Source organism: Bradyrhizobium sp. USDA 4501 (genome assembly GCF_054062115.1).
Genome location: NZ_JBSSEX010000001.1, coordinates 8,793,453 through 8,819,427, shown reverse-complemented (window position 1 = coordinate 8,819,427; position 25,975 = coordinate 8,793,453). Strand labels below are relative to the sequence as shown.

Below are 25,975 nucleotides of genomic sequence, written 5' to 3'. Positions count from 1 at the left end.
GTTGACGGCTGGGGCTGGTGACCGCGAGCTCGATCAACGAGAGGTCCCGTACTTCCCCGGGACTTCGCCACTCCTGTGGCCTGATGCGAGGATATCAAAACGACCCGAGACGATCAATATTCCTAAAATCGCAGCGGAGCGGGCAGGAGCGCGATGCTCGTCAATCCGCATCTTCCCCTTCCAGATACGGAAACGCGCACAGAAACCGGGCGTTGCTGCGTCCTGCGCCCCTTCAGAGATCGTCCTCGGGGACGTTGGGCAACGGAACGGCCCGAACTGCTCTGCAAAAACGTACCTGATGATGAGAACTCGTTACGAACGCGCGCTGAGATCGCAGCAGAGCGCGCTGGAGCAGGGATATGCATTTCGAGCCTCCGAGAGGAGGGGCGCTGCCGTCCCCGCCGCTCATGCTCGCTCGCGTCGTTCCCGAACGACGGGCTTTCGACGGATCATCTTCACGACGTTCCCTGCTGGGGGATTGACGATCTCCTGAACGTGGAGTGCTAAAGCTGCAAACGCGGCTGTCTTTTCGTCGAAGAACTCGAATAGGTCGTAAGCGCGCTCGACGTTGTTGCCGACGACGTGGCCCATGCAGCGCTCAGCAACGTGGGGCTCGATTTTGAGCCTCGACAATCGAGTACGGAACGTGCGGCGCAAGTCGTGCAGCGAGTGCGACGGCATGCCGGGGATTTCCTTCTGCATTAGCTCCATCAATTTACCCTGGAACTGACCAAATGCGTTGAACGGGCCGCGCTTGTACATCGCAACGAAGACATACGGGTTTCCTTCCAAGCGAGGCTGCTCCGCGATGATGGATGCGACTATCGGCGCGAGCTTGATGACTCCTGCGTTAAGCTTCTCTAGTTCGGCCTTGCCCATGTGCCAAATGCCGTCCTTGATGTCCGTCCATTTCATGAGCTGGACCTTGGTTCGCCTAGCTCCCGTCAGCAAGCATACACGGGCGAGGGCTCCGAAAGTCCCGAGCTTGGCAGTAGCATTCCACAGAGCCCTGATTTCGGCGTCGTCGAGCACACGGGTGCGTTTCTTCCTCTTGTAGCGCTTCATTCCCTTGACGATTGGCGAGACGTAGTCCTCGTCTTCGAGAGTGTAGAACGCCGCTATCGAACGGAAGACCGCGAGCACCGAGTCGGCCATTGACGCGCTATGAGCATCTTCGACTTTATTTAGAACGGTCTTGAGTTCTTGGCGCCTGATTTCAGCGAATGGGCGATCTCCCAAATCGGGCATCAGGTGCTTATCGATTTGCTGGATCATCACCTTTGCAGTGCGGAGCTTGTTCCTCTCGACGTAACGCCGCTTGTAGTCTTCCACGACTTTCCTGAACGTGAGAAGCTTGGCCTCGGCCTCCTTCTCGGCGTCGATCTCGGCCTGTCGCGTCTTCTCGAAGTAGGCGCGGTCCTTGTCGAGTTCGGCGAGGTATTTGCGGGCCTCGACCCGCGCCGCCGCAAGTGTGAGCGCTGGATATCGGCCGAGCTTGCGTTGTTTTGATTTGCCCTTCTTATCGTAATAGAGCAGGTACCAGGCGAGGGTGCCCCCGTAGCTGTGCTTGAGGAGCAGACCCTTCGTCCCCCCGTTTGCGGGGTCGTCGAAATAATCGATTTGTTTCCCTTGGGGCGGTGGTTCCTTGACGAGCGCGCGCACGGTCGCGTCCGTCATGTGCATGACGGGCATCCCTGTTACTCCCCGCAATAATTAATGGGTGTATATGACGTGTTGCCCGCGAATTGAGGTGATCAATCGCGCACAAAGATGATACACAAATTTACGGAAAATTAAAGCTTTATCAAACCCTTAGGTGCTAAATTGAGCGCAAGAGTCCAAGGTTGAACAATGAGCTAATCGAACAATCGGCAATAATTATTGAGTATCTTGCGGCCGGCGATTCCCGTTAAGGGACCGTGTCGCCGCTTTGGCAAATTTTCGGCGATTTTTGGGGACATTGAACCGCATGTGCGGCATCGTCGGCATTCTTGGACGCGCTCCGGTCGCGGAGCAATTGGTGGATTCGCTCAAGCGGCTCGAATATCGCGGCTATGATTCCTCGGGTGTCGCCACGCTGGAGAATGGCGGCCTGGCGCGGCGCCGCGCCGAAGGCAAGCTGAAGAATCTCGAGGCCCGGCTCGAGGCCAAGCCGCTCGGCGGCCATACCGGCATCGGCCACACCCGCTGGGCCACGCACGGGCGGCCGACCGAGAACAACGCGCACCCGCACGCCACCGAGCGCGTCGCCGTGGTGCATAACGGCATCATAGAGAATTTCCGCGAGCTGCGCGAGGAACTCGAGGCCAAGGGCGCGGCGTTCTCGACCGAGACCGACACCGAGGTCGTGGTGCATCTGGTCGACAATCTGCTGAAGGGCGGCGTCAAGCCGATCGAGGCGGTGAGGGCGGTGCTGTCGCAGCTGCGCGGCGCGTTCGCGCTCGGCTTCATCTTCGCCGGCGAGGATGACCTGATGATCGGCGCCCGCAACGGCCCGCCGCTCGCGGTCGGCCATGGCGAAGGCGAGATGTTTCTCGGGTCCGACGCGATCGCGCTCGGGCCGTTCACCGATACGATCAGCTATCTCGAGGACGGCGATTGGGTGGTGCTGAATCGCAAGGGCGCCACGATCTTCGACAAGGACAACGCCATCGTCCACCGCGAGGCGATCAAGCACACGACGGCAACGGCGCTGGTCGACAAGGCGAACTACCGCCACTTCATGGCGAAGGAGATCCACGAGCAGCCCGAAGTGGTCGGGCACACGCTGGCGCGCTATGTCGACATGGCGACCGAGCGCGTCACCATGCCGGTGAAGCTGCCGTTCGACTTCAAGGATATCCAGCGCGTCTCGGTCACCGCCTGCGGCACCGCGAGCTATGCCGGCTTCGTCGCGAAATACTGGCTGGAGCGGCTGGCGCGGCTACCGGTCGAGCTCGATGTCGCCTCCGAATTCCGCTACCGCGAGGCACCGCTGCGCAAGGGCGATCTTGCGATCTTCATCTCGCAATCGGGCGAGACCGCCGACACGCTGGCGGCGCTGCGCTACGCCAAGGCGCAGGGTGCGCACACGCTCTCGGTCGTCAACGTGCCGACCTCGACGATCGCGCGCGAGAGCGAGACCGTGCTGCAGACGCTCGCCGGTCCCGAGATCGGGGTCGCTTCGACCAAGGCGTTCACCTGCCAGCTGATGGTGCTGGCCTCGCTCGCGGTCGCCGCCGGCAAGGCGCGCGGCGAGCTGTCCGATGCCGACGAGGCCAAGCTGGTGCATGGCCTGGTCGAGATTCCGCGCCTGATGTCGGAAGCGCTGACCACTGAAGTGCAGATCGAGAAGCTGGCGCGCGAGATCTCGAAGTCTCGCGACGTGCTCTATCTCGGCCGCGGCACCAGCTATCCGCTGGCGCTGGAGGGCGCACTGAAGCTGAAGGAAATCTCCTACATCCATGCCGAGGGCTACGCCGCCGGCGAGCTCAAGCACGGGCCGATCGCGCTGATCGACGAGCACATGCCGGTCGTGGTGATCGCGCCCTACGACAAGGTGTTCGAGAAGACCGTCTCCAACATGCAGGAGGTCGCCGCCCGCGGCGGCAAGATCATCCTGATGACCGACGCCAAGGGCGCGGCGGAGGCGACCATCCAGTCGCTGGTGACGATCGTGATGCCGGACATGGGGGCGACCTTCGCGCCGATGGTCTACGCCGTTCCGGTGCAGCTGCTCGCCTATCATACCGCTGTCGTGATGGGCACCGATGTCGACCAGCCGCGGAATCTGGCCAAATCGGTCACGGTCGAATAGTCGCAAGCCGCGGCTTCACGCGGCCCTTCAAAAATGCGACAGAATGGCTTAGCTGGGTGGTGGACTACGGCCGCTTCGACGACCCTGGAACCGCAATGACCTCCAACCAAGTGCCTCCCGCCTCGACCGGTGAATTGCCCCCGGATGCCCCGCGCGGGCTGATGGCGCGGTTTCGCAACTATTTCCTGACCGGCCTCGTGGTGGCCGGACCGGTTGCGATCACCCTGTATCTGACCTGGTGGTTCGTGAACTGGGTCGACAATCTGGTCCGGCCGTTCGTGCCCACGGCCTACCGGCCGGAAACCTATCTGCCATTCGGGCTGCCGGGTTCCGGCCTGATCGTCGCGGTCATCGCGCTTACGCTGCTCGGCTTCCTCACCGCCAATCTGATCGGGCGAACCCTGGTCGATCTCGGCGAACGGCTGCTTGGCCGCATCCCTGCGGTGCGCGCGATCTATCGTGGCCTCAAGCAGGTGTTCGAAACGCTGTTCTCCGGCAACGGCTCGAGCTTTCGCCGCGTCGGCCTCGTCGAGTTTCCCTCGCCCGGCATGTGGTCGATCGTGCTGATCTCGCAGGCGCCGAGCGCCGAACTTGCCGCTAGCCTGCCCGGAGCGGAAGAGCACATCTCGGTGTTCCTGCCGTGCGCGCCGAACCCGACCACCGGCTTCTTCTTCTACGTGCCGAAGAGCAAGATCATCGAGATCGAAATGAGCACCGAGGATGCCGCGACGCTGATCATGTCCGCCGGCGTGGTGCAGCCCGGCGGCACCGCCGATCAGAAGCGCGCCGCGGCGCTCGCCGGCATGGCCAATGCTGCGCGCATTGCGAGCCAGGCTTCGCTGCAGCCGGCAACTCAGCCCTCGCCGGCGAAGGTGGAGTAGCTCCCGTCTATCCCCGTCATTGCGAGGAGCGAAGCGACGAAGCAATCCATGATTCCACATATGCGGACCGATGGATTGCTTCGCTACGCTCGCAATGACGGCGGGAAGGGGCGATGAGCACACCTAGATCAGCGTCTCGTAGAGGTCGTTCCAATCTGGATTCAGCGCCTCGATCAGCGCAATCTTCTTCGCGCGGCTGCCGGCCTTGATCTGCTTCTCTCGAGTGATCGCATTGTACATGGTTTCGTGCAATTCGTACCAGACCAGAATCTTGCAGCCATATTTGGCCGAGAAGCCCTTCACCAATCCCTCGCGATGCTCAAACGCACGCTTGGGCGGATTTGCGGTAACGCCCGTGTAAACGGTGCCGTGACGCTTGTTGGCGAAGATGTAGACGCATGGTTGTTTCATGATGTCCCCCAGCCGCAAGTATATACCGTCATTGCGAGGAGCGGAGCGACGAAGCAATCCACGCTTCCGCATATGCGGAACGATGGATTGCTTCGCTGCGCTCGCAATGACGATGGGTTGAGCGCTCGCAATGACGGGGCTGGCCGCTACCCCGCGCCGATCAGCGGCACGGCTTCGTCGCGTTCGTAGAGGTAGAGCAGGACGCGCAGCGCTTCGCCGCGTTCGCCCTTCAGCTTCGGGTTGTCCTTCATGATCCGCAGCGCCTCGTCGCGGGCCTGGGTGATGAGCTGGCCGTGCACTTCGGAGCGCGCGATGCGGTAGCCGGGCAGGCCGCTCTGGCGGATGCCGAGCACATCGCCTTCGCCGCGCAGCTTCAGATCCTCCTCGGCGATCCGGAATCCATCCGTCGTCTCGCGGATCACTTTCAACCGCGCCTTCGACATCTCGCCGAGCGGCTCCTTGTAGAGCAGCAGGCAGGTCGAGGCCTCCGAGCCGCGGCCAATGCGCCCGCGCAATTGATGCAGCTGCGCAAGCCCGAAACGTTCGGCGTTCTCGATCACCATGATGGTCGCCGCGGGCACGTCGACGCCGACCTCGACCACCGTGGTCGCGACCAGGAGGCCGATCTCGTGCGCGGCGAATTGCGTCATCACGCGGTCCTTCTCGGTGCCCTTCATCTGGCCGTGCACGAGACCGACGCGATCGCCGAACCGCTTCTGCAGGCTCTCGAAACGTTCGGTCGCGTTGGTGAGATGCTCGGTGCCCTCGGCCTCGGATTCATCGACCAGCGGGCAGATCCAGTAGACCAGCTTGCCGGCGCCGAGCGCGCGGCCGACGCCGTCCATGACGTCCTCGATCCGGCTCATCGGCACCGCGCGGGTGTCGATCGGCTGGCGGCCGGCGGGCTTTTCGCGCAGCTCCGAGACGTCCATGTCGCCAAAGTATGTGAGCACCAGCGTGCGCGGGATCGGGGTGGCGCTCAGCACCAGCACGTCGACGGCCTCGCCCTTGGAGGTCAGCGCGAGCCGTTCGCGGACGCCGAAGCGATGCTGCTCGTCGACCACGGCAAGCGCCAGCGCCTTGTAGATCACGTCGTCCTGGATCAGTGCGTGGGTGCCGACCAACAGATCGATCTCGCCGGCCTCGAGCTGTGCCAGCAGCTCGCGGCGCTCTTTGCCTTTCTCGCGGCCGGTGAGGATCGCAACCCGTAGGCCAGCGCTCTCGGCGAGCGGTGCGATGGTCTTGATGTGCTGGCGCGCCAGGATTTCGGTCGGCGCCATCAGCGCGGCCTGCCTGCCGGCTTCCGCAACCGCGGCGGCGGCCAGCAGCGCCACCACGGTCTTGCCGGAACCGACGTCGCCCTGCACGAGGCGCAGCATCCGCACCGGCTGCTGCAGGTCCGCGATGATCGCCGCGACCGCCTCTTGCTGCGACCTGGTCAGCGCATAGGGCACGGCATCGATGATCTTCCGGCGCAGATGACCATCGCCGGCGTTGCGCACACCGCTGGGGCGTCGCAGCGTGGCGCGGATCAGGGCCAGCGCGAGCTGGCCGGCCAGCAGCTCGTCGAATGCGAGACGTGACCAGAACGGACCGTCGGGCAGGATATCGGTCAGCTCGACCGGCACATGCACGCGGGTCAGCGCCTCCCTGATCGGCGGGAAGTTGCAGCGGCGCAGCACCTCGGGGCTGATCCACTCCGGCAGCTCGGGCAGCCTGGTCAGCGCCTGCGCGATGGCGCGGCGGAGCGAGCCGATCGCAAGCCCCTCGGTCAGCGGATAGACCGGATCGATGCAGGACAGTTTTGCAAAGCCCGCTTCATCGACGACGCGATCGGGATGCACGATCTGCGGGATGCCGTCATACATCGCCAGCGTGCCGGAGACGTAGCGCTTCTCGCCGACCGGCAGCAGCTTCTCGACATAGCCGGGCTGGGCACGGAAGAAGGTCAGCACGACGTCGCCGGTGTCGTCGCTGGCATAGACAAGGTAGGGCGCGCGCGAATTGCGCGGCGGCGGCGGGCGATGGCGGTCGACGGTGACCTCGAGCGTCACCATGGTTCCGACCGCGGCGTCGCGGATCTTCGGCCGGGCGCGGCGGTCGATCACGCTCGCCGGCAGATGCAGCAGCAGGTCAACCAGCCGCGGCGTCTCGCTGCGGTCGAGCAGATAGCGCAGCAGCTTGTCCTGCTTCGGGCCGACCCCTTGCAGGGTCGTGACCTGGGCAAACAGCGGATTGAGCAGGGCTGGGCGCATCGACGAATCCAAGACCGTTTCACACCGTCATGCCCGGCCTTGTGCCGGGCATCCACGTCTTTTTTTGGAGCTGATGTCGGCCGGTCCCGTCTACGCCAAGGCTTCGACGGGCGCGCAAGCCCGGCAATGACGGCATGCGCCCAGGGAAACCCCAAAACGCGGCGAATGAGGGCTGACATCGGCCATCGCCATGGCTATATCAAGCCCGCCCGGCACGTCCGGGCTGTTGGCGTTGGATGGATTTTGGGACATGACGGGATCGACACGATCGAGCAGCGGGCTCGATGACCGCCGCAAGCGGCTTTTGTTTCGCTGCTGGCACCGCGGCACCCGGGAGATGGACCTGATCCTCGGCCGCTTCGCCGACGCGACCATTGGCGAGCTGTCCGATCACGAGCTCAGCGAGCTCGAGCATTTGATCGAGGTCCCGGATCCCGACCTCTATGCGGCGCTGACCGGCGACAAGGTGCTGCCGTCCGAATATGCCACCGCGCTGTTTGCCCGCATCAAGTCGTTCCGGGTCGCGGATCCCAGCGCATGAAACAGCCGATGAAATCACCGGCCGCGATGCTCGCGCCCGGCCGGGTGCTGACCATCGCCAACGTCGCCGAGGGCGCCGAAGGGCTCGTCATCTCCGACCTGGCGCGCGCGATCGCGGCGCAGCCGAAGCGGCCGGCGGTCAGCCTTGCCGTGGTGTGCCGTGACGGCACGCGGATGCAGCAGCTCGCCCGCGCGCTGGAGTTCTTTGCGCCCGATATCGCCGTGATGCAGGTTCCGGCCTGGGACTGCCAGCCCTACGACCGCGTCTCGCCGCATTCCGGCATTTTGGCGCAACGGCTCACCGCTTTGGCCAAGTTGTCGCGGCTGGTCGGCAGCGACAAGCCGCTGATTGTGCTCACCACGGTGAATGCGGCCGTGCAGCGGGTCCCGGCGCGCGATCAGGTCGCAGCGCAAGCGCTGTCGGTTGCGCCCGGCAATGTGGTGCCGATGGATTCGGTCGTGGCCTGGCTCGAGCACAATGGCTACACCCGCTCGTCCACGGTGCGCGAGCCCGGCGAATATGCCGTGCGCGGCGGCATCCTCGATCTGTTTCCGGCCGGCCTCGACCAGCCGGTGCGCTTCGACTTCTTCGGCGACAGCCTGGAATCGATCCGCACCTTCGATGCCGAGACCCAGCGCACGCTACTCGACATGCGCGGGCTCGATCTCGTGCCGGTGTCGGAATTCCAGCTCACCACCGAAACCATCCGGCGTTTCCGCATGGGCTATGTCGCCGCGTTCGGCGCGCCGGGGCGCGACGATCAGCTCTATGAAGCCGTCTCCGAGGGACGGCGTCACCCCGGCATGGAGCATTGGCTGCCGCTGTTCCAGGAGCGGATGGACACGCTGTTCGATTATCTCGACGGGGCGACGGTTGCGATCGAGCCGCAGGGCGAGGACGCAGCGCGCGAACGCTTCTCGCAGATCGTTGACTACTATGACGCACGGCGCGAGGCGCTGGAGCATCCGGGCAGCGGCGCGGTCTACAAGCCGCTGCCGCCGGACCAGCTCTATCTGACCGAGGCCGAATGGACCAAGCTGCTCGGCGATGCGCCGCTGGCGCGGCTGACGCCGTTCGCGGTGCCCGAAGGCACGCCCGACGTGTTCGACGCCGGCGCGCGGCAGGGCCGCAACTTCGCCCCCGAACGCGCCGACAGCAATGTCAACGTGTTCGAGGCCGTGGTCGGCCATGTCGGCGCGCTGCAGTCACAGCGCAAGAAGGTGGTGATCGCGTTGTGGAGCGAGGGCTCGCGCGACCGCATGGGCGCGATGCTGCGCGACCACAAGCTCCTGAACACGACCAGCGTCAACACCTGGCGGATCGTGCAGGCGACGCCGCGCAACGAAACCATGCTGGCGGTGCTCGGCATGGAATCCGGCTTCGAGACCGACGAGTTCGCCGTCATCAGCGAGCAGGACATTCTCGGCGACCGCCTGGTGCGGCCGCGCAAGGCGAGCCGCAAGCTCGACAATTTCATCTCGGAGGTGACGAGCCTTGCGACCGGCGATCTCGTGGTCCATGTCGAGCACGGCATCGGCCGCTTCGTCGGGCTGCAGACGCTCGAAGTCTCCGGCGCACCGCATGACTGTCTCGAACTGCATTATGCCGCCGAGACTAAACTGTTCCTGCCGGTCGAGAACATCGAGCTGCTGTCGCGCTACGGCTCCGACAGCGCCAATGTCGAGCTCGATCGTCTCGGCGGCGGCGGCTGGCAGGCGCGCAAGGCCAAGTTGAAGAACCGGATCCGCGAGATCGCGGGCGAGTTGATCAAGATCGCGGCCGAGCGGCAGCTGCACGAGGCGCCGAAATTCCCGCTGCAGCCGCACGTCTATGACGAGTTCTGCGCGCGCTTCCCGTATGAGGAGACCGAGGATCAGTTAGGGGCCATCACCTCGACCTTGAAGGACCTCGAGATCGGCCGTCCGATGGACCGGCTGATTTGTGGCGACGTCGGCTTCGGCAAGACCGAAGTGGCGCTGCGCGCGGCGTTCGCCGTGGCGCTGGAGGGCAGGCAGGTCGCGGTGGTGGTGCCGACCACGCTGCTGGCGCGTCAGCACTCGCGGACTTTCACCGAGCGCTTCAAAGGTTTCCCGGTCAATGTGGCGCAGGCGTCGCGGCTGGTGTCGACCAAGGAGCTCAACCAGGTCAAGAAGGGGCTCACCGACGGCAGCGTCGACATCGTCGTCGGCACCCACGCGCTGCTCGGCAAGGCGATCAAGTTCAAGGATCTGGGCCTCCTGATCGTCGACGAGGAGCAGCACTTCGGCGTCAGCCACAAGGAGCGGCTGAAGCAGTTGCGCGCCCAGGTCCACGTGCTGACGCTGTCGGCAACCCCGATCCCGCGCACGCTGCAACTGGCGCTGACCGGCGTCCGGGAGCTCTCGATCATTGCGTCGCCGCCGGTCGATCGTCTTGCGGTGCGCACCTTCGTCGCGCCGCATGATCCCCTGATGATCCGCGAGGCGCTGCTGCGCGAACGCTACCGTGGCGGGCAGGCGTTCTACGTCGTGCCGCGGATCGAAGACCTCGCCGGCGTCAAGGATTTCCTCGACAAGAACGTGCCGGAGATGAAGGTCGCGGTCGCCCACGGCCAGATGCCGCCGACCGTGATCGAGGACATCATGTCCGCGTTCTACGACGGCAAGTACGACATCCTGCTCTCGACCACGATCGTCGAGTCCGGTCTCGACATCCCGAACGCCAATACGTTGATCGTGCACCGCGCCGACATGTTCGGCCTCGCCCAGCTCTACCAGCTGCGTGGCCGCGTCGGCCGCTCCAAGCTGCGCGCCTATGCGCTGTTCACGCTGCCGGCACAGCAGAAGATCACGGCGCAGGCGGAGCGGCGGCTCAAGGTGCTGCAGTCGCTGGAGACGCTGGGCGCCGGCTTCCAGCTCGCCTCGCACGACCTCGACATCCGCGGCGCCGGCAATCTGCTCGGCGAAGAGCAATCCGGCCACATCAAGGAAGTCGGCTTCGAGCTGTACCAGTCGATGCTGGAGGAGGCGATCGTCAACCTCAAGGCCGGCGTCGCCGAGCCGGCCGCGGACCGCTGGTCGCCGCAGATCACGATCGGCATGCCGGTCCTGATCCCCGAGGACTATGTCAACGACCTCAGCGTGCGGCTGTCGCTGTATCGCCGGCTCGCCGATCTCGACACCGACGAGGACATCGACGCCTTCGCCGCCGAAATGCGCGACCGCTTCGGCGTGCTGCCGGACGAGGTGCGCTATCTGTTTAAGGTCGCGGCGATCAAGGCCTATTGCCGAAGGGCCAATGTCGGGAAGGTCGACGCCGGCCCGAAGGGCGCCGTGATCGCATTCCGCGACAACAGTTTTGCGCATCCGGAGCGGCTGGTGGGCTTCATCCGCCAGCACGGCCAGGCCGCCAAGGTGCGGCCCGACATGAAGGTGGTGTTCTTCCAGGAGTGGGATACGCCGGAAGAGCGGCTCGCCGGCACCACCGAGATCCTGCGCCAGCTCGCCAATCTCGCCGAGAGCAAGAAGGCGGCTTGACACGCGGTGCGACGCAAGCCCCCCTCAGGATCGGATCAAATAGGGCGCAACGTGGTCGTCGAGCAGTTTCAGGAACTGCTCGGCGAGAACGCTGAGTTCGCCGATCGTCGGCTTCAGGACTCCGACCTCGTAGTGGATCGCCGGCGCGAAGGGGCGGACGACGAGCTTGCTCGCTCCGCTGGTTCGCCTGAGCGTTTCGGACGCGCTGAGCGCGTCGACTAGGCAGACACCCGCGCCATCGATGACGAGGTTGAGCGCGACGGCAAAGAATTCACACTCGATCGCCGGATGAAACGGCGTACCGCTGGCTTCGAAGGCGCGCGATACCGCGGCATAGGTCGATCGGCTCTGCGAGGTGATGATCAGATCATGTCGCTCGAGCAGATCGGGCGTGACGACTTTCCGGTCAGCCAGTGCATGCGTTGCAGGCATCACGCAGTCGAGCGACATCCGGTAGCGCCGCAACACGACATTGGTGCGGTCGAACGGCGGCTCGGCGACTCCGAAGTCGAATGCACGTGCCGAGACCAGGCTCCGGACATTCTCGGAGCTTCGGGTCAGGAGCCTGATCGTTGTTGACGGGCGCTCGCGCTGGAAGCGGCTGACGACGCCCGGAAGCCAGACTATCCCAGGTCCCGGACTCGCGATCGTCAGAACGCCGCGCTTGCCTGCGGAGATTCCGGCAGCGGCGTCCTCCAGTTCGGCAAACCCGGCGAGCGCCCGGATCGCTTCATTGTGCAACAGATGCGCCTCCGGCGTAGGCACGATATGGCGGCTCTCCCGGCGAAACAGCGCAAACCCGACATCTGCCTCCAGCCGTTTCAAGGCCGCACTCACAGCCGGCTGCGATACCCCGAGTGCACGCGCGGCCTCGGTTGCCGATCGATGCTGCATAACAGCATGAAAAATCTCAACAAGACGCCGATCCATAACCAATATCTATATATCGTTTCGATGTCGCTCGTGGTATGAGCATGAAGGGAAACGCCAATAATACAAGGAATTTTCGCACATCACGCCGGCGAAATTCCAGATAATGTTACTGCAATCTGAGCGTGACGAGCATTGGCATTATATTTGCTTATGTTTCGAGATGAAGTCGTCTGGAGGGTCTGCGGGGATGAACACAAGCCACGCATCGTGCGCCGCGTCGGTCCTGGCCGCCGAAGCGGTGGTCAAACGCTTCGGCGCCCACACCGTTCTGAACGGCGTGGATCTTGCGCTGGGCACCGGGCAGTCGACCTGCATCATCGGTCCAAGCGGCTCAGGCAAGACGACCCTTCTGCGATGCATGGCGCTGCTGGAGGCTCCTTCCGACGGGCGCGTCGTGATGGAGGGGGCGACGGTCTCGCAGGCCCGGCCATCGTCCGATGTGCGGCTCGCTGCCCGCAAGGTGCGGCCGGAAATCGGAATGGTGTTCCAGCAGTTCAATCTGTGGCCGCACATGACGGTGCTGGGAAACATCATCGAGGCCCCGATGCGCGTGCGCGGGGTCAGCCGGGATGAGGCGGTCGTCACGGCCGAACGGCTGCTTCAGAAGGTCGGCATGGAGGCGAAGCGCGATGCCTATCCGGCCAGGCTGTCCGGAGGCCAGCAACAACGCGTCGCGATCGCCCGGGCGCTTGCCATGCAGCCGAAGATACTCCTGTTCGACGAGCCGACGTCGGCTCTCGATCCCGAACTTCGCCGCGAGGTGCTGCAGGTCATGCGCACGCTCGCGCTCGAAGGCATGACGATGCTCGTGGTGACGCACGAGATGGGCTTCGCCCGCCGCGTGGCGAGCCATGTCGTGTTCATGGACGAGGGGATGATCGTTGAGCACGGCACGCCGGCCGCCTTTTTCGAACGGCCGACAACCGAGCGCGCCAAGCGCTTTCTCAATCAGTTTGACGAGTGATCACTGCACGACAGGAGATTGAAGCTCATGCCAAATCTGCGCCGACTTGCCTTCGTTTGCGCGCTCTTTCTCTCGTTGACGCCGGCGGCTGCCCAGCAGACGCAGTCGCGCCTCTACGAGATCACCAAGAGCGGGGTACTCAGGGTCTGCATCTGGCCGATGTACTATTCAATTTCGTTCCGCAATCCAGATAGCGGACAGCTCGAGGGGATCGACATCGATCTCTCCAAGGAACTCGCCAAGGACATGGGCGTGAAGCTGGACTATGTGGAGACCAGCTTTGGCAGTTTCATCGCCGACCTGCAGGCCAACAAATGCGATCTCGGCATGTTCGGCGTCGGGGCGACGATGAAGCGTGCGCAGGCCGTCGCGTTCTCGGACCCGTATCTGACGAGCGGCGTCTATGCCGTCGTGCGCAAAGGCGGCCCGATCACATCCTGGGCGGATATCGATAAGCCGGGCGTCAACGCCGGCGTCTCGCTCGGCAGCTATGTCGAGAACTTCATGCGGTCCTACTTCAAGAACGCCAAGACCGTCGCGGTCGCACCTCCCGCCACGACCCAGGCTGAGCTGATGGCGCAACGCGTCGACGTCGTCATGACCGATTATCCGGCCTCGATCAAAATGAATGCCCAGTTCGACTGGACTACGACGGTGGCGCCGCCGGAAAACCTGTCCGTGACGCCTTACGCGTACGTCATGAACCAGGGTGACCAGATCTGGCTGAACTACGTGAACCTGTTCGTACGCACCATCAAGCTCGACGGCCGGCTCAAGGCCGCCGCCGAGAAGAACAAGCTCGGACCGATCGTCGCGCCCTGAGACATCAGATGCAAAGCTACAGCTTTCGCTGGGACGTCATCCCGAACAATCTGGGCTTTCTTGCCTCCGGCATGGAAATGACCCTTTTCATTTCAATTGTCACGCTCGTGGTGGCGACCCTGTTGGGACTCGTCATCGCGATCATGCAGATGTCCCGCTTCCGCATCGCGCGCATCATCGCGCTTTCGGTCGGCGAAATCGTCCGCAATACGCCAATCCTCGTGCAGCTGCTATGGGTCTATTACGTGCTGCCGATCGTCTTCAATGTGAGGATCGATGCGCTGGCCGCATCGATCCTCGGTCTCTCGCTCTATTCGGCGGTGTTCATCTCCGAGGTCTTCAGGGCGGGCATCCAGACCGTTCCGGTCGGGCACCGCGAGGCGGCACAGGTGCTCGGCCTGACGCCCGCGCAGAGCTTTGTGCGGATCGTTGGCCCGCAGGCGATTCGCAGCGTGCTGCCGCCGCTGGCCGCCAATTTCGTCCAGCTCATCAAATATTCCTCGCTTGCGTCCGTGGTGTCGGTCGGCGAGGTCACGCGGCGCGGCATGGAGTTGTCGTCGTCAACGTTCAGGCCGCTGGAAATATTCACCTTCATCGCGGTGGTGTATTTCGCGATCTGCTGGCCGCTCACCCACTCAATCCGCATATGGGAAGCGCGCCTTGCACAACGTTGATCGAGTTCGCCGCGCGGTTTCGAGCGATCGGACCAGCCAGGTCGTCGAGCTGGCGATGCGGCTGATCGGAGTGGCGTCGCCAAATCCGGACGGCGACACGCGCGCCGTCGCGGCGCTGGCGGCCGATCTCCTCAGGGCGCATGTGCCGGGCGTTGCGGTTGAGCTGCATCCGGGGACAGCCGAGATCGTCAACGTCGTCGCGCGGATCAAAGGCCATGCCCCCGGCCGCCGCATCGTGTTCAACGGCCATCTCGACACCTATCCGTTGGGGGAGCGGATGAGTTGGTCGGTCAATCCCGACGGAGAGGTCGTGGGCGGCCGCCTTTACGGCCGCGGCGCGGCTGACATGAAGGGCGGCATTGCGGCATCAATGGCCGCGATGGCCGCATTGGCCGAGCAGCGCGAGGCATGGGCGGGAGAGGTGGTGCTGACGCTCGCCGGAGACGAGGAAAGCATGGGTCCGTATGGCACCAAATACCTGCTCGACCAGGTCTCCCATGCCAGCGGAGACGCCGTGATCATTGGCGACGCCGGTTCGCCGATGGTGCTGCGCTTCGGCGAGAAGGGATTCCTCTGGATCGAGATCGAGGCGGAGGGCTACGCGGCGCACGGCGCGCATGTCCATCTCGGCATCAATGCGATCGATCGCTTGCGCGAAGCGCTGGACAGGGTGAGTAAGCTGCGCAGCCTGGCGGTTGTGATGCCGGTCAATGTGGCGGATGCCATCCGCCGCGCAAGGCCTGTCTCCGAACCGTTGTGCGGCGCCGGCGAAGCCGACGTCCTGTCGAGCGTCACAGTCAACATCGGAACGGTGAGTGGCGGTTCGTCACCGAACCTGGTGCCGAGCCAGGCGCGAGCGGCCATCGACCTGCGTCTGCCGGTCGGCGTCACGTCGGAAGCTGTTTTGGCGCTGTTGCGAGAGGTGCTCGATCTGCCCGGGATCACATGGCGCGTGTTGCGCTGTTTCGAACCCAATCACACCGGCCCCGGTGACGAGATCGTCACGCGCTGCGCAACTGCGGCGACGGAAATCATCGGCAGGGCGCCGGCGATCAACATGCGCGTCGGCGGCTCCGATGCGCGTTGGTTTCGCATGGCCGGAATCCCGACGGTCGTCTATGGACCGACACCTCACAACATGGGCGCGCCGGACGAGTACGCTGACATCGCCGAACTGGCGACGGTGTCGCGCGTGCACGCGCTGACCGCCTTCGACATGCTGACAAGAGAGAACAGAGAATGAGCGACGTGGCGGGTTTCGTGGGTCCGGAAACATTCATGGGATTGCCGGCGGGGTTACGGCGGCCGGGCAGCCGCGCTGCCGTGCTCGGCGTGCCGTTCGATTGCGGCACGCATCCGTTCCGCGTCGGCGCCCGGCAAGGTCCCCTGGAGGTCCGGCGGGAGTCGCGGCTCATTCGCCGCTATCATCCGTCGCTCGCCGACGTCGATGTGCTGTCATTGCTGGGTGCAGTCGATGCCGGCGATGTTGCCTTGGTGCCGGGACGCATCGAAGACGCCTTTGTCAAGATCGAGGCTGCCGCTGGCCGGATTCTCGAGCTTGGCGCGGTGCCGGTCGGGATCGGCGGCGACGGTTCGGTCTCGCTTCCGCTGATGCGCGCCGCCGCCCGGTATCACAAGGATCTCGTCGCACTGCATATCGACAGCCATACCGATGCATATCCGTATACGCCGGACGATCGGTACAATGCGGCCACGCAGTTCACCAACGCGGCGCAGGAAGGCGTGGTGAACGCCGGCCGATCCTGGCACATCGGCGTGCGCGGCTTCACCTATTGCCCGGGTGTGCTCGAACATACGCGGTCGCTCGGATTTCGCGTCGTCACGATCGAGGAGCTGATGCGGCGTGGTTTCGCGCAGACCGTCGCGGAATTCAGCCAAGTGGTCGGCGCGCGGCCGGTCTATCTGTGCTGGGACATGGATGTGTTCGATCCATCGGTTGCGCCCGGCGTCTGCACGCCCGCCTGGGGAGGCCTGTCAGCCCGCGAGGGGATCGAATTGCTGCGCAGCCTTTCAGGCTTGAATATCGTCGCGATGGATTTCAACACGGTCAGCCCGCCACAGGACGTTCAGGGGATGGCCGCCCAGCTCTGCGCCCATATGATCATGGAGGCTCTCGTGCTGCTTGCCGCGGGCATGGGGCTGTTGCCGGACTGAAATCGCGGCGGCTTGATCGGTCATGCTACGCCGGCGATGACCGTGCCCTAAAATCCGCGGGCCTTACGACGCAGCGCGCTCCGGCGCTCCGAACAGCCGCCCCAGCAGCGACAGTGCGGAATCGCCCGGCATCAGCGTTGCGACGCTGACGGCGGGCTCGGCGCGGGCGTCGCGGCGGCCGTTCTGGGTGTGGCGCATGACGCTCGCCAATCGCCGCGTGATCGCCTGCGCGTTGCGCAGGTCGGTGCCGGCGAATGCCACGACCAGCGAGCGCTCGTCATGCACGGCACCGAAATCGGCCTTGCGCATCAGCCGGCTGATGATCCGCGCGCCGTCGAACTGCGCGCGCGGCTGCGTGTTGTCGAAGGTGAAGCGTGCCACCGAGAGCGCGCCGCCGCGCTCGGCGGTCTGGTAGACCGCGGTCGCGAAGTCGCGCTCGAACGCGGCCTTGGTGAGCAGGCCGGTGCGGGCATCGATAAGGCCCTTGGCGTCGATCGCCTTCAGCATGCGGCCGAGCCGCGCCTCGAAGGCGTGCTGGCGGATCATCGGCAGCGCCATGTCGGCGATGCGGGTCGGCCCGGCCGTGACGATCTCGAGATTGGGCAGCTCGTATCGCGGCGTCAGTTCGCCCGAGGCGACGATCACGGGCAACGGGCGGAAGCGGACATCCTCGGTCAGCACGGTCAGGAACGCATCCATCACCCGCGGCGTGAAGCCTTCCGCCAGCACGATGCCGTCGATATCGCGGCTCGAGAGATGCTTGGCAGCAGCCTCGATGCTGAGCGCGCCGACCACGCCGGCGCGTTCGCCGAGCGCGACCGACAGCGTCGGATAAGCGCCGCCGCGGCCGATCAACAGCGCGGTGGCCTCTCCGATCGGATCGATGTCAGACAGGGCGATCGGTGCCGGCGGCACCAGGCGGCGCATCACGGTAGAATGCAGCGCGCGAACGCGTAAGGACGCGTTGAGCCGGGCGACCAGCCGATCCGGCAGACCCTTCTTCTGGAAGAATGCAATCACGGTGTCGGGCAGGGTGGTCGCGGGATCGACCGCGATCAGCGGCAGATACGGCGCACGGGCGGCGGCGCGCTTGGCGAGGCCCGACAGGGTGACGAAGTCGACCCCCTCGGCGGCCGCGATGATCGCGGCCGGCTTGACCTGCTCGATGGCCCGTCCGACCTCGTTCCAGTCGGTGACCACGACCGGGAAGAGTTTCGTCTCATCGAGGGCTGCGGCAAACGACGGCTTTGTCGACGCCGATACGATGAGGACCGGACCTTGCTGGGACATTCGAACGCTCGAAACCAATGCTTAAGATCAGCAACGGCTGCGATGCTAGTTCGCATGGCTTAATGCGGCGTCAACACAATGATAAGACTAACACAATGATAAGATTTTAACTCAACCCGGCGCCGCCACGGTCGCGAAATGCTTCGACCATCAAAGGGTTAAGCCCAAGTTCTGTGAGAGCGTCGCGGGCGCGCGCATTGTCCTGTGCCCGTCCGGCCAGCCGGTGGCCGCTGAGACGGTCCGGCAATGCGGTGAGCAGCGCGCCCTGGCCGAGGCGGCGCGACCATTCCTGCAGCTCCTGGGCGAGGAAGCGGTAGCCGCCGACCGTCATCACCCCCGACGGCGGCGCGGTGATGTTGACGGCCCCGGTCGCGCGATCGACCCGCGCGGCATATTCGGTGTCGACGAAATCGCGCGGCGGCGGCGCGATCAGGCTGTCGCCGGGCGGAGGCGGCGGCGCATAGGCGGCGACCGGCACCATCGGGCCGCGCAGGCCGAGCGTGCCCTTCGGCGTCAGCAGGATCTCGCCGGCGACCGATGCGCCGGGCGCTTCGCGCGGCGCACTGTGCGGCCCCGGCTTGATCACGGCCGGCGATCCGTCCTCGGCGGTGCGGCGGGCGCCGAACAGCCCGGCCTCGCCGAACAGATAGACGTCGGTCATGGTCACCCGCCGCGAGCTCCAGTGCGCGCTGGAGGCAACCTGCTCGGGCGTACGCCAGAGGCCAATCACGGTGCGCAGGCTGGGCAGGCGCTCCGACAGGCCGCGCTCGTCGAGCCGCAGTACGAGCTGCGCCGGCGCGATCAGCGTGTTGCAGGTGTGATCGTTGAACTGGGTCTCGAACGCTTCCTCGTCGAACGGGTGGTGCAGCACCAGCGTTCCGCCCGACAGCAGCCAGGTCACCAGCGACGCGCAGATGCCGGCGAACGACATCGGCGCGAACGCCGACATGATGGTGGCGCCTTGCGGCAGATCGCTCTCCAGCGACATCGCGAGCCCGCCGGCTATCAGGCCGAAATGCGCCCGCGGCACCGGACGAAGACCTTCGCTGGTGACGTCGAAGGAGATCAGCGCCGGCTTGCGGCCGTCCTGGATCATCGGGCGCGAGGCCCGGGAGTCCTCCAGGATCGCCTGGTCGAGCGACGCCATGCCTTCGGGCAGATCGGTCCCGAAGCCGCAGACATGGCGGATCGAGAACGCTTCGGCCGCGGCGTTCATGGCGATGTCGGCATAGGAGACGCCGTCGATCCGGCCGCAGCTGACGATCGCCCGCGCCGCGGTGCGGTTGAGCACAGACGTCAGCTCGGCCTGCCGCCACAGCAGCGGCAGCGGCACCACCACCAGGCCGACCCGATGCGCGGCAAGGACGGTCAAGGCGAATTCGACCGTGCCGGGCAGCTGCACGGCGATCACCGTGTTGGCCGGCAATCCGCTCTGCACGAAGTGGGCGGCGATCGCCGAGATCGCGCGGTCGGCCTGGGCATAGGTCAGGCGCTTGCGGGTCTGTCCGGTGATGCGCTGCTTGTTGAGCGGGTCGACCAGCGCCAGCGCCTCGGGTTGCCGCGCCAAAGTGCGCTTGAACAAGGTATCGAGCGTTGGCGAGGTGATCGACTGGTTCACAGGTTCAACGTCGGTTGCATCGCTTCGATCGGACCAGATCATGCCGCATCGGGTCGCAAATCACTTGGAAATCACTTGGACTGCGCGGCGGGCTTCTGCCACCAGGTTTCCGGCAGGTAGCCCGTCAACGCCGTGGTCGAAGGCCGTTCTATCCGATTCCAGCGCGCGATCCATTGCTCTCCCAAGTTAAATAGGGGGATAGCGTAGAAGCCCGACATCAGGGCCCGGTCCAGCGCCCGCACCGCCGAGACGAAGGCCGGCGGCTCGCGCGCCGCGAGCAGCGCCGCGATCATGGCGTCGATGGCGGGATCCTTGGCGCCCATGTAGTTTCGGGTGCCCGGCACATCGGCGGCCTGGCTGCTCCAGTAGAACCACTGCTCGTTGCCTGGCGATAGCGACTGGTCCCAGCGGATGGGGATCATGTCGAAGTCATAGCCGACCCGGCGCTGCTCGAACTGCACCGCGTCGACCACCCGCACCGCGGCTTCGATGCCGGCCCGCTTCAGGTCACGCTGATAGGCGAGGGCGATCCGCTCATGCTCGCGCGTCGTCACCAGGATCTCGATGCGCAGCGGCGTCCCTGTCGAGCGCTGCTTCAAGACCGTGCCGTCGAGCGCGTAGCCCGCCTCGGCGAGCAGCGCGAGCGCACTGCGCAGGAGGCCGCGGTCGCGCCCCGACCCGTCGGTGACCGGCAGACGATAGCGGCCGTCGAGGATATCGGGCTGGATGTGCGACAGATATGGCTTGAGCAGCTCGAGCTCGCGATCGTCGGCGGGGCGGCCATAGGCGGACAGATCCGATCCGGCGAAAAAACCGCCGGCGCGTGAGAACAGTCCGAAATAATAGTTGCGGTTGACCCATTCGAAATCGAACAGCATCGCCAGTGCCTGACGCACCCGCAGGTCGGCGAATTTCGGCCGCCGGCTGTTGAAAACCAGGAATTCGGACGGCCGCGGCGTGCCGATCTTGATGGTGTCGCGGATCACCTCGCCGTTGCGCGCCGCCGGGAAGTCATAGCCGTCGTGCCAGCGCAACGGCTCGGTCTCGGTCCGGAAATCATACAGGCCGCGCTTGAAGGCCTCGAACATGCCGTTGGCCTCGCGGTAGTAATCGAGCCTGATCTCGTCGAAGTTCCAGAGGCCGCGGTTGATGGGCAGGTCGCGGCCCCAATAATTGGGGTCGCGCGTGAAGGTGACGCTGGCGCCGGGCTTGACCGCCGTCACGCGGTAGGGGCCGGACCCGATCGGTGGGGCCAAGGTGGTTTCCTCGAATTTTTCGGGGTCGATGGCGTGCCGCGGCAGGATCGGCATCAGGCCGAGGATCAGCGGCAATTCGCGGTCCGCCACGCCGCCGAAATCGAACCGGACCGTGAGCGGGTCGAGCGCCTCGGCCTTTGCGACTTTCGAATAATACTGACGGTGCATCGGACGGCCGTGGTCGCGCAGCAGCGCCAGCGAGAACAGCACGTCGTCGGCCAGTACCGGCCGGCCATCCGAGAAGCGGGCGCGGGGATCGATGTGGAACGTCACGTAGCTTCTGGCGTCGTCGGTCTCGACGCTGCGCGCGAGCAGGCCGTACAGCGTGAACGGCTCGTTATTGCCGCGCGCCATCAGGCTTTCGTAGACATAACCGCGCTCATAGCCGTAGCCCCTGACCTGCTGCACGGCGATGCCCCTGATGATCAGGGGATTGAGGCTGTCGAAGGTGCCAATCACGCCCTGGACCAGGCGGCCGCCCTTGGGAGCGTCGGGATTGGCATAGGGCAGGTGGGTAAAGTCGGGTGGCAGCGCGGGGGCACCATGCATCGCGATCGCGTGGCTCTCGGCGGCCGCCGCAGGGACCAGCCCGCTCGTCAGGAATGCCAAGCCCAGGAATCCCAACACCAGCCAAATGGCGGCCCATGCGGCGCGCCAAGTGTGCCCGGGAACACGTGCGTGAGGCGCCGGATTTGATTCGCGAAACGTCACGTCCGGAGGTTTATCACAGGCCGCTGAAACTCGCCGCGAGATGGGCGCAAATCCGCTTGTCGGCATTGATCTTTCCGCGCGCCGCTGTATTGAAGGCGTGCAATTCGAAGGCGGGAACGCCTGTCACGTATCCGCCTCAATTGACTAGGAGACAGCCGCCCAAACGGCTATGTGTCGGCGCCTGCAGCGGTTTCGGGCTTCCGTTCAGAAAGGGTTTTCCGCAATGAATTTCCGTATCTTGGCCGCCCCGGTCCGGCCGCATGGGCGAATTGTTGCCCTGATGGCGGCGACGGCATTCTCTGCAGCGCTCCTGGTTCCTGCCGCTCGGGCCCAGCAGCCGGCAGCGCCGGCGCCTGCGGCACCGAAGGCTGCGCCCAAGGCGGCACCCAAGGCAGCTCCGAAGGCTCCGGCAGCCCAGGCGCCCGCCCAAGCACCGGCCGCCGGCCAGCCGCCCGCTGCGGCCGCCCAGCCGCCGGCGCAGGATCAGCAGATCCAGCTGATCTACGCCCCCTGGACCAAGTTCTGCCTGAAGGGCCAGGAAGCCAACGCCAAGCAGGTCTGCTTCACCGGCAAGGACGGCCGCATCGAGTCCGGCCAGCCGGTGATCGCCGCCGTGATCATCGAGCCGGAAGGCGAGCCGAAGAAGATCCTGCGCGTCACGCTGCCGCTCGGCATGCAGCTCGTGCACGGCACCCGCATCATCGTCGACGGCAACCCGCCGCAGCAGGCGCCCTATGTGATCTGCTTCCAGAACGGCTGCATGTCCGACTATGAAGCAACGCCCGAGCTGATCGCCAACATGAAGAAGGGCCAGAACCTCGTGGTCCAGGCGATCAATTCCAACGGCGCGCCGCTGACGCTGCCGCTGCCGCTCAACACCGAATTCGCCAAGGCCTATGACGGCCCGCCGACCGATCCGAAGGTGTTCGAGGAAAACTCGAAGAAGCTGCAGGAAGAGTTGCAGAAGCGCGCCGAAGAGCAGCGCAAGAAGCTGGAAGGCGCGGGCGGTGGCTCTGCGCAGGCTCCGGCGCCGGCCAACCCGGCGGCCAAGTAAACACCTCAATCACGCGTTCAAGTAAACGCGAGATCATCGCGATCAAAAGGCGCCCGGAAGGGCGCCTTTTTTGTCATGCGAAACAGACTGGCTGCTGGCAGCCTGCTGCGCTGGTGATCGTGCAGATCGTGTGCGATGGTCGTCGAAGGGTGCTTCGATTGCGTCGCGCGATGAGCGCGCATCGTTGGTGCCTTGTCCGGACAAGTCCGGCGTCGAAGCACAATCATAAATCCGATACGGGAGGCCAGACGAAAGCGCGAACAGCGCCTTCGACGCGCGAATGCGCGCGTGGTTCTTCCGCGAATCCTGGCCGCCGCTCGCAGTCATGGAAGTCGCGCAATGTCCCAGCAAGCCGGCACGCAACGGCGGGAACCGCGCTCCCGGCCTCGGGAGCGGCCGACCGGCGGTGCGTCGGTCGATGCTGGCGTTCGCGTCAGCCAGGACAACGTCCCCGGAACGTTTCATCCCGGCATCGTCCATCTCGCGCTGGCGATGGGCGGCTTCGCGATCGGCATCGCCGAATTCGCGACCATGAGCCTGTTGCCGTTCTTCGCCCACGACCTGCACGTCAGCGAGCCCCAGGCCGGCCACGCGATCAGCGCCTACGCGCTCGGCGTCGTCGTCGGTGCGCCGGTCATCGCGGTGTTGTCGGCGCGCATGACGCGGCGGACGCTGCTGATCGCGCTGATGGGTTTCTTCGCGCTGATGAACGGCCTTTCGGGGCTCGCACCCGATTATCACGCCATGCTGGCGCTGCGCTTCCTGGCGGGGCTGCCGCACGGCGCCTATTTCGGCATCGCCATGCTGGTCGCGGCCTCGCTGGTCCCGACAGACAAGCGCACGGCGGCTGTCGGCCGCGTGCTGCTGGGGCTCACCATCGCGACCACGATCGGCGTTCCGCTCGCCAACGGGGTCGGGCAGGCGATCGGCTGGCGCTGGGCCTTCGCGATCGTCGCCGGCCTCGCGCTCTTGACCGCGGTCCTGGTCCTGATCTTCGCCCCGCGTGATGCCGCCAACAGCAAGGCGAGCCCACTGCGCGAACTGTCGGCACTCGGGCGCAAGCATGTCTGGCTGACGCTGGCGATCGGCGCCATCGGTTTCGGCGGGCTGTTCTCGGTCTACACCTACCTGGCCTCGACCATGCTGGCGGTGACCCACACCTCGCCCGCGCTGGTGCCGGTCACGCTATGCGTGTTCGGCGCCGGCCTCACCGCCGGCAACATCATCGTGCCGCGCTTCGCCGACCGCGCGCTGATGGCAACAGCAGGCGGGCTCCTGCTGTGGTCGGCGGCGACGCTCGCGCTGTATCCGCTGGCGGCCGGAAATTTCTGGACGCTGACCGCCGACGTGTTCCTGATCGGGCTGGGCGGGGCGCTCGCCACCGTGTTGCAGACCCGCCTGATGGACGTCGCGGGCGAGGCACAGAGCCTCGCCGCGGCGCTCAACCACTCCGCCTTCAACGTCGCCAATGCGCTGGGTCCGTGGCTCGGCGGAATGGCGGTCGCAGCCGGCTATGGCTGGACGTCGACCGGCCTCGTCGGCGCGGGGCTGGCGCTGGCGGGATTTGTCGTCTGGGCGATCGCGGTTGTCTTGGCTAGGCGCGAGGGGGTGTGAGCGTGGCAGCGCGAACGCCGTGGCATTCGCCGGAGCGCCGCCGGACCTCAGTTCAGCGACGGATTGCGCGGACGGTAGCCGCCCGATTTGTCCTTGATGAAGATCTCCGCCACCTGCGAATGCCGGATCGGCTCGCCGGACTCGTCGGGCAAGAGGTTCTGCTCCGAGACATAGGCGACGTACTCGGTCTCCGAGTTTTCCGCGAGCAAATGGTAGAACGGCTGGTCCTTGTGGGGCCGCATGTCCTCGGGGATCGACAGCCACCATTCCTCGGTGTTGTTGAACTCCGGGTCGATATCAAAAATCACGCCCCGGAAGGAGAACACCCGGTGACGGACGATCTGCCCGATCTGAAACTTGGCGGTGCGCGCTTTGATCATGGCTCGTCGATAGACCAACATTGTGGCCGATGCTAGGGGCTAAGGTCCGAATTAACCCGCGCTTTACCGATTCCAGCCCTGCAAAAACGACCCGAAATCCAGCCGAGAAACTACTTTCAGAATGATCGATATCCTCAATCTGGCGTTGCCGTATTTCGGCTTGATCTTCATCGGTTACGCGTGCGGCAAGGCCAAGGGTTTGCCCGAGAGCGGGCTCGCCTGGATGAATTTCTTCCTGCTTTACGTTTCGTTGCCGGCGCTGCTGTTCGGGATCATGTCCAAGACGCCGTTTGCGGAGCTGAACAACCCGCCATTCCTGATCGCCACCACGCTCGGAACCGTGCTCGCATTCTTCCTGGCGATGGTCGCGGGCAAGGTGATCGGCGGGCTCACGCTGCGCGAGGCGACGCTGGCCGGCCTGTCGGGCGCCTACGGCAATATCGGCTATATGGGGCCTGGCCTCGCGCTCGCCGTGCTCGGTGCCAAGGCGGCGGCGCCGACGGCGCTGATCTTCTGCTGCGACAGCATCTTCCTGTTCTCGATCGTGCCGCTGCTGATCGAGCTCACCGACCGCGACCATCCCTCGCTGCTGCACGCACTCGGCGTGGTGCTGCGACAGATCGTGCAGAACCCGCTGATCATGTCGGCGGTGTTCGGGGCGCTGGTCGCCGCGTTTCACATCCCGATCCCGGTCGCGCTCGATCGCACCATCCAGTTCCTGGAAAACGCCGCCGCGCCGACAGCGCTGTTCGTGCTCGGCATCACGGTGGCGCTGCGGCCGTTCGAGCGGGTGCCGTGGGAGGTCCCGGGCGTGGTCGCGATCAAGCTTTTGATCCATCCGCTGCTGGCGTTCGGCCTGATGCTGCTGTTCGGCCCGTTCGCGCAGCCTTGGGCCGCGACAGCGGTGCTGATGGCTTCGCTGCCGCCGGCGCTCAATGTGTTCGTGATCGCGCGGCAGAACGACACCTGGATCGAGCCGGCGTCGGTCGCGGTGCTGATCGGCACCTTCGCCTCCGTGGTCACGCTGACCAGCGTGATGTGGTTCATCCAGAGCGGACGGCTGGTGTTTCCCTGATCGGCGCGCT

21 protein-coding genes are annotated in these 25,975 nt (G+C 65.1%); 12 read left to right on the top strand and 9 right to left on the bottom strand.

Translation table 11 applies throughout. The features are described from left to right. Positions 1-405 precede the first annotated feature (405 nt). Complete coding sequence (locus ACVWZM_RS41145) at positions 406-1,683, bottom strand: tyrosine-type recombinase/integrase (RefSeq protein WP_456856107.1); 1,278 nt, start codon at positions 1,681-1,683, stop codon at positions 406-408. A gap of 286 nt (positions 1,684-1,969) precedes the next feature. Between ACVWZM_RS41145 and glmS the strand changes: the two genes are divergently transcribed. Next, on the top strand, positions 1,970-3,796 hold the full coding sequence (gene glmS / locus ACVWZM_RS41140; protein ID WP_456856105.1) for a glutamine--fructose-6-phosphate transaminase (isomerizing): 1,827 nt from the start codon (positions 1,970-1,972) through the stop codon (positions 3,794-3,796). A gap of 95 nt (positions 3,797-3,891) precedes the next feature. Then, a complete protein-coding gene (locus ACVWZM_RS41135; RefSeq protein WP_253590276.1) occupies positions 3,892-4,677 on the top strand; it encodes a DUF502 domain-containing protein in 786 nt (261 codons plus the stop codon). 123 nt (positions 4,678-4,800) lie between these two features. Here ACVWZM_RS41135 and ACVWZM_RS41130 read toward each other — a convergent pair whose 3' ends face one another. Together ACVWZM_RS41130 and recG are read right to left on the bottom strand one after the other, a co-directional pair. Further along, positions 4,801-5,088, bottom strand: coding sequence for a GIY-YIG nuclease family protein (locus ACVWZM_RS41130; RefSeq protein ID WP_253590275.1), 288 nt, complete (start codon positions 5,086-5,088; stop codon positions 4,801-4,803). A 146-nt stretch (positions 5,089-5,234) separates the two neighbouring features. Next, positions 5,235-7,343 carry an ATP-dependent DNA helicase RecG gene (gene recG / locus ACVWZM_RS41125; protein ID WP_456856103.1) on the bottom strand — a complete coding sequence of 703 codons (2,109 nt, stop codon included), beginning with the start codon at positions 7,341-7,343 and terminating at the stop codon, positions 5,235-5,237. A 250-nt stretch (positions 7,344-7,593) separates the two neighbouring features. On the opposite strand from recG, the gene ACVWZM_RS41120 reads away from it, so the two are divergent. Further along, positions 7,594-7,884, top strand: coding sequence for an FAD assembly factor SdhE (locus ACVWZM_RS41120; protein WP_141341314.1), 291 nt, complete (start codon positions 7,594-7,596; stop codon positions 7,882-7,884). Then, positions 7,881-11,399 (top strand): transcription-repair coupling factor, encoded by a 3,519-nt coding sequence (gene mfd / locus ACVWZM_RS41115; RefSeq protein ID WP_456856101.1) that lies wholly within the window; start codon positions 7,881-7,883, stop codon positions 11,397-11,399. The genes ACVWZM_RS41120 and mfd overlap by 4 nt, the downstream gene beginning before the upstream one ends. 24 nt (positions 11,400-11,423) lie before the next feature. On the opposite strand, the gene ACVWZM_RS41110 is transcribed toward mfd, so the two are convergent. Further along, on the bottom strand, positions 11,424-12,329 hold the full coding sequence (locus tag ACVWZM_RS41110) for a LysR family transcriptional regulator (protein ID WP_076828905.1): 906 nt from the start codon (positions 12,327-12,329) through the stop codon (positions 11,424-11,426). 190 nt (positions 12,330-12,519) lie between these two features. On the opposite strand from ACVWZM_RS41110, the gene ACVWZM_RS41105 reads away from it, so the two are divergent. From ACVWZM_RS41105 to ACVWZM_RS41085, 5 genes are read left to right on the top strand one after another with little or no spacing between them, the layout of a single operon-like run. Beyond that, complete coding sequence (locus ACVWZM_RS41105; RefSeq protein WP_038386315.1) at positions 12,520-13,296, top strand: amino acid ABC transporter ATP-binding protein; 777 nt, start codon at positions 12,520-12,522, stop codon at positions 13,294-13,296. A gap of 27 nt (positions 13,297-13,323) precedes the next feature. After that, positions 13,324-14,118: an ABC transporter substrate-binding protein gene (locus ACVWZM_RS41100; RefSeq protein WP_456856099.1), complete on the top strand. Its 795-nt coding sequence runs from the start codon at positions 13,324-13,326 to the stop codon at positions 14,116-14,118. A gap of 8 nt (positions 14,119-14,126) precedes the next feature. Then, on the top strand, positions 14,127-14,792 hold the full coding sequence (locus tag ACVWZM_RS41095) for an amino acid ABC transporter permease (RefSeq protein WP_168856357.1): 666 nt from the start codon (positions 14,127-14,129) through the stop codon (positions 14,790-14,792). Continuing rightward, a complete protein-coding gene (locus ACVWZM_RS41090; RefSeq protein WP_456856097.1) occupies positions 14,779-16,035 on the top strand; it encodes a M20/M25/M40 family metallo-hydrolase in 1,257 nt (418 codons plus the stop codon). Before ACVWZM_RS41095 ends, ACVWZM_RS41090 begins: the two co-directional genes overlap by 14 nt. Beyond that, on the top strand, positions 16,032-16,967 hold the full coding sequence (locus ACVWZM_RS41085; RefSeq protein WP_456784938.1) for an arginase family protein: 936 nt from the start codon (positions 16,032-16,034) through the stop codon (positions 16,965-16,967). Before ACVWZM_RS41090 ends, ACVWZM_RS41085 begins: the two co-directional genes overlap by 4 nt. Before the next feature lie 63 nt (positions 16,968-17,030). On the opposite strand, the gene ACVWZM_RS41080 is transcribed toward ACVWZM_RS41085, so the two are convergent. The 3 genes from ACVWZM_RS41080 to ACVWZM_RS41070 all read right to left on the bottom strand — a co-directional run bounded on the left by ACVWZM_RS41080 (position 17,031) and on the right by ACVWZM_RS41070 (position 21,680). Continuing rightward, positions 17,031-18,257, bottom strand: coding sequence for a GGDEF domain-containing protein (locus ACVWZM_RS41080; protein WP_456856095.1), 1,227 nt, complete (start codon positions 18,255-18,257; stop codon positions 17,031-17,033). A 106-nt stretch (positions 18,258-18,363) separates the two neighbouring features. Further along, positions 18,364-19,917 carry an AMP-binding protein gene (locus ACVWZM_RS41075; protein WP_456856093.1) on the bottom strand — a complete coding sequence of 518 codons (1,554 nt, stop codon included), beginning with the start codon at positions 19,915-19,917 and terminating at the stop codon, positions 18,364-18,366. A 29-nt stretch (positions 19,918-19,946) separates the two neighbouring features. Further along, on the bottom strand, positions 19,947-21,680 hold the full coding sequence (locus ACVWZM_RS41070; protein ID WP_456856850.1) for an extracellular solute-binding protein: 1,734 nt from the start codon (positions 21,678-21,680) through the stop codon (positions 19,947-19,949). A gap of 385 nt (positions 21,681-22,065) precedes the next feature. On the opposite strand from ACVWZM_RS41070, the gene ACVWZM_RS41065 reads away from it, so the two are divergent. Beyond that, positions 22,066-22,896 carry an invasion associated locus B family protein gene (locus ACVWZM_RS41065; RefSeq protein ID WP_028340693.1) on the top strand — a complete coding sequence of 277 codons (831 nt, stop codon included), beginning with the start codon at positions 22,066-22,068 and terminating at the stop codon, positions 22,894-22,896. Between the two features lie 42 nt (positions 22,897-22,938). On the opposite strand, the gene ACVWZM_RS41060 is transcribed toward ACVWZM_RS41065, so the two are convergent. Then, entirely contained in the window at positions 22,939-23,223 is a 285-nt protein-coding gene (locus ACVWZM_RS41060; RefSeq protein WP_456856091.1) for a hypothetical protein, read from the bottom strand. Between the two features lie 12 nt (positions 23,224-23,235). On the opposite strand from ACVWZM_RS41060, the gene ACVWZM_RS41055 reads away from it, so the two are divergent. Continuing rightward, positions 23,236-24,510 (top strand): MFS transporter, encoded by a 1,275-nt coding sequence (locus tag ACVWZM_RS41055; protein WP_456856089.1) that lies wholly within the window; start codon positions 23,236-23,238, stop codon positions 24,508-24,510. A 47-nt stretch (positions 24,511-24,557) separates the two neighbouring features. Here ACVWZM_RS41055 and hspQ read toward each other — a convergent pair whose 3' ends face one another. Beyond that, positions 24,558-24,890, bottom strand: coding sequence for a heat shock protein HspQ (gene hspQ / locus ACVWZM_RS41050; RefSeq protein WP_021081543.1), 333 nt, complete (start codon positions 24,888-24,890; stop codon positions 24,558-24,560). Between the two features lie 121 nt (positions 24,891-25,011). Between hspQ and ACVWZM_RS41045 the strand changes: the two genes are divergently transcribed. After that, entirely contained in the window at positions 25,012-25,965 is a 954-nt protein-coding gene (locus tag ACVWZM_RS41045; RefSeq protein WP_016845765.1) for an AEC family transporter, read from the top strand. Positions 25,966-25,975 lie beyond the last annotated feature (10 nt).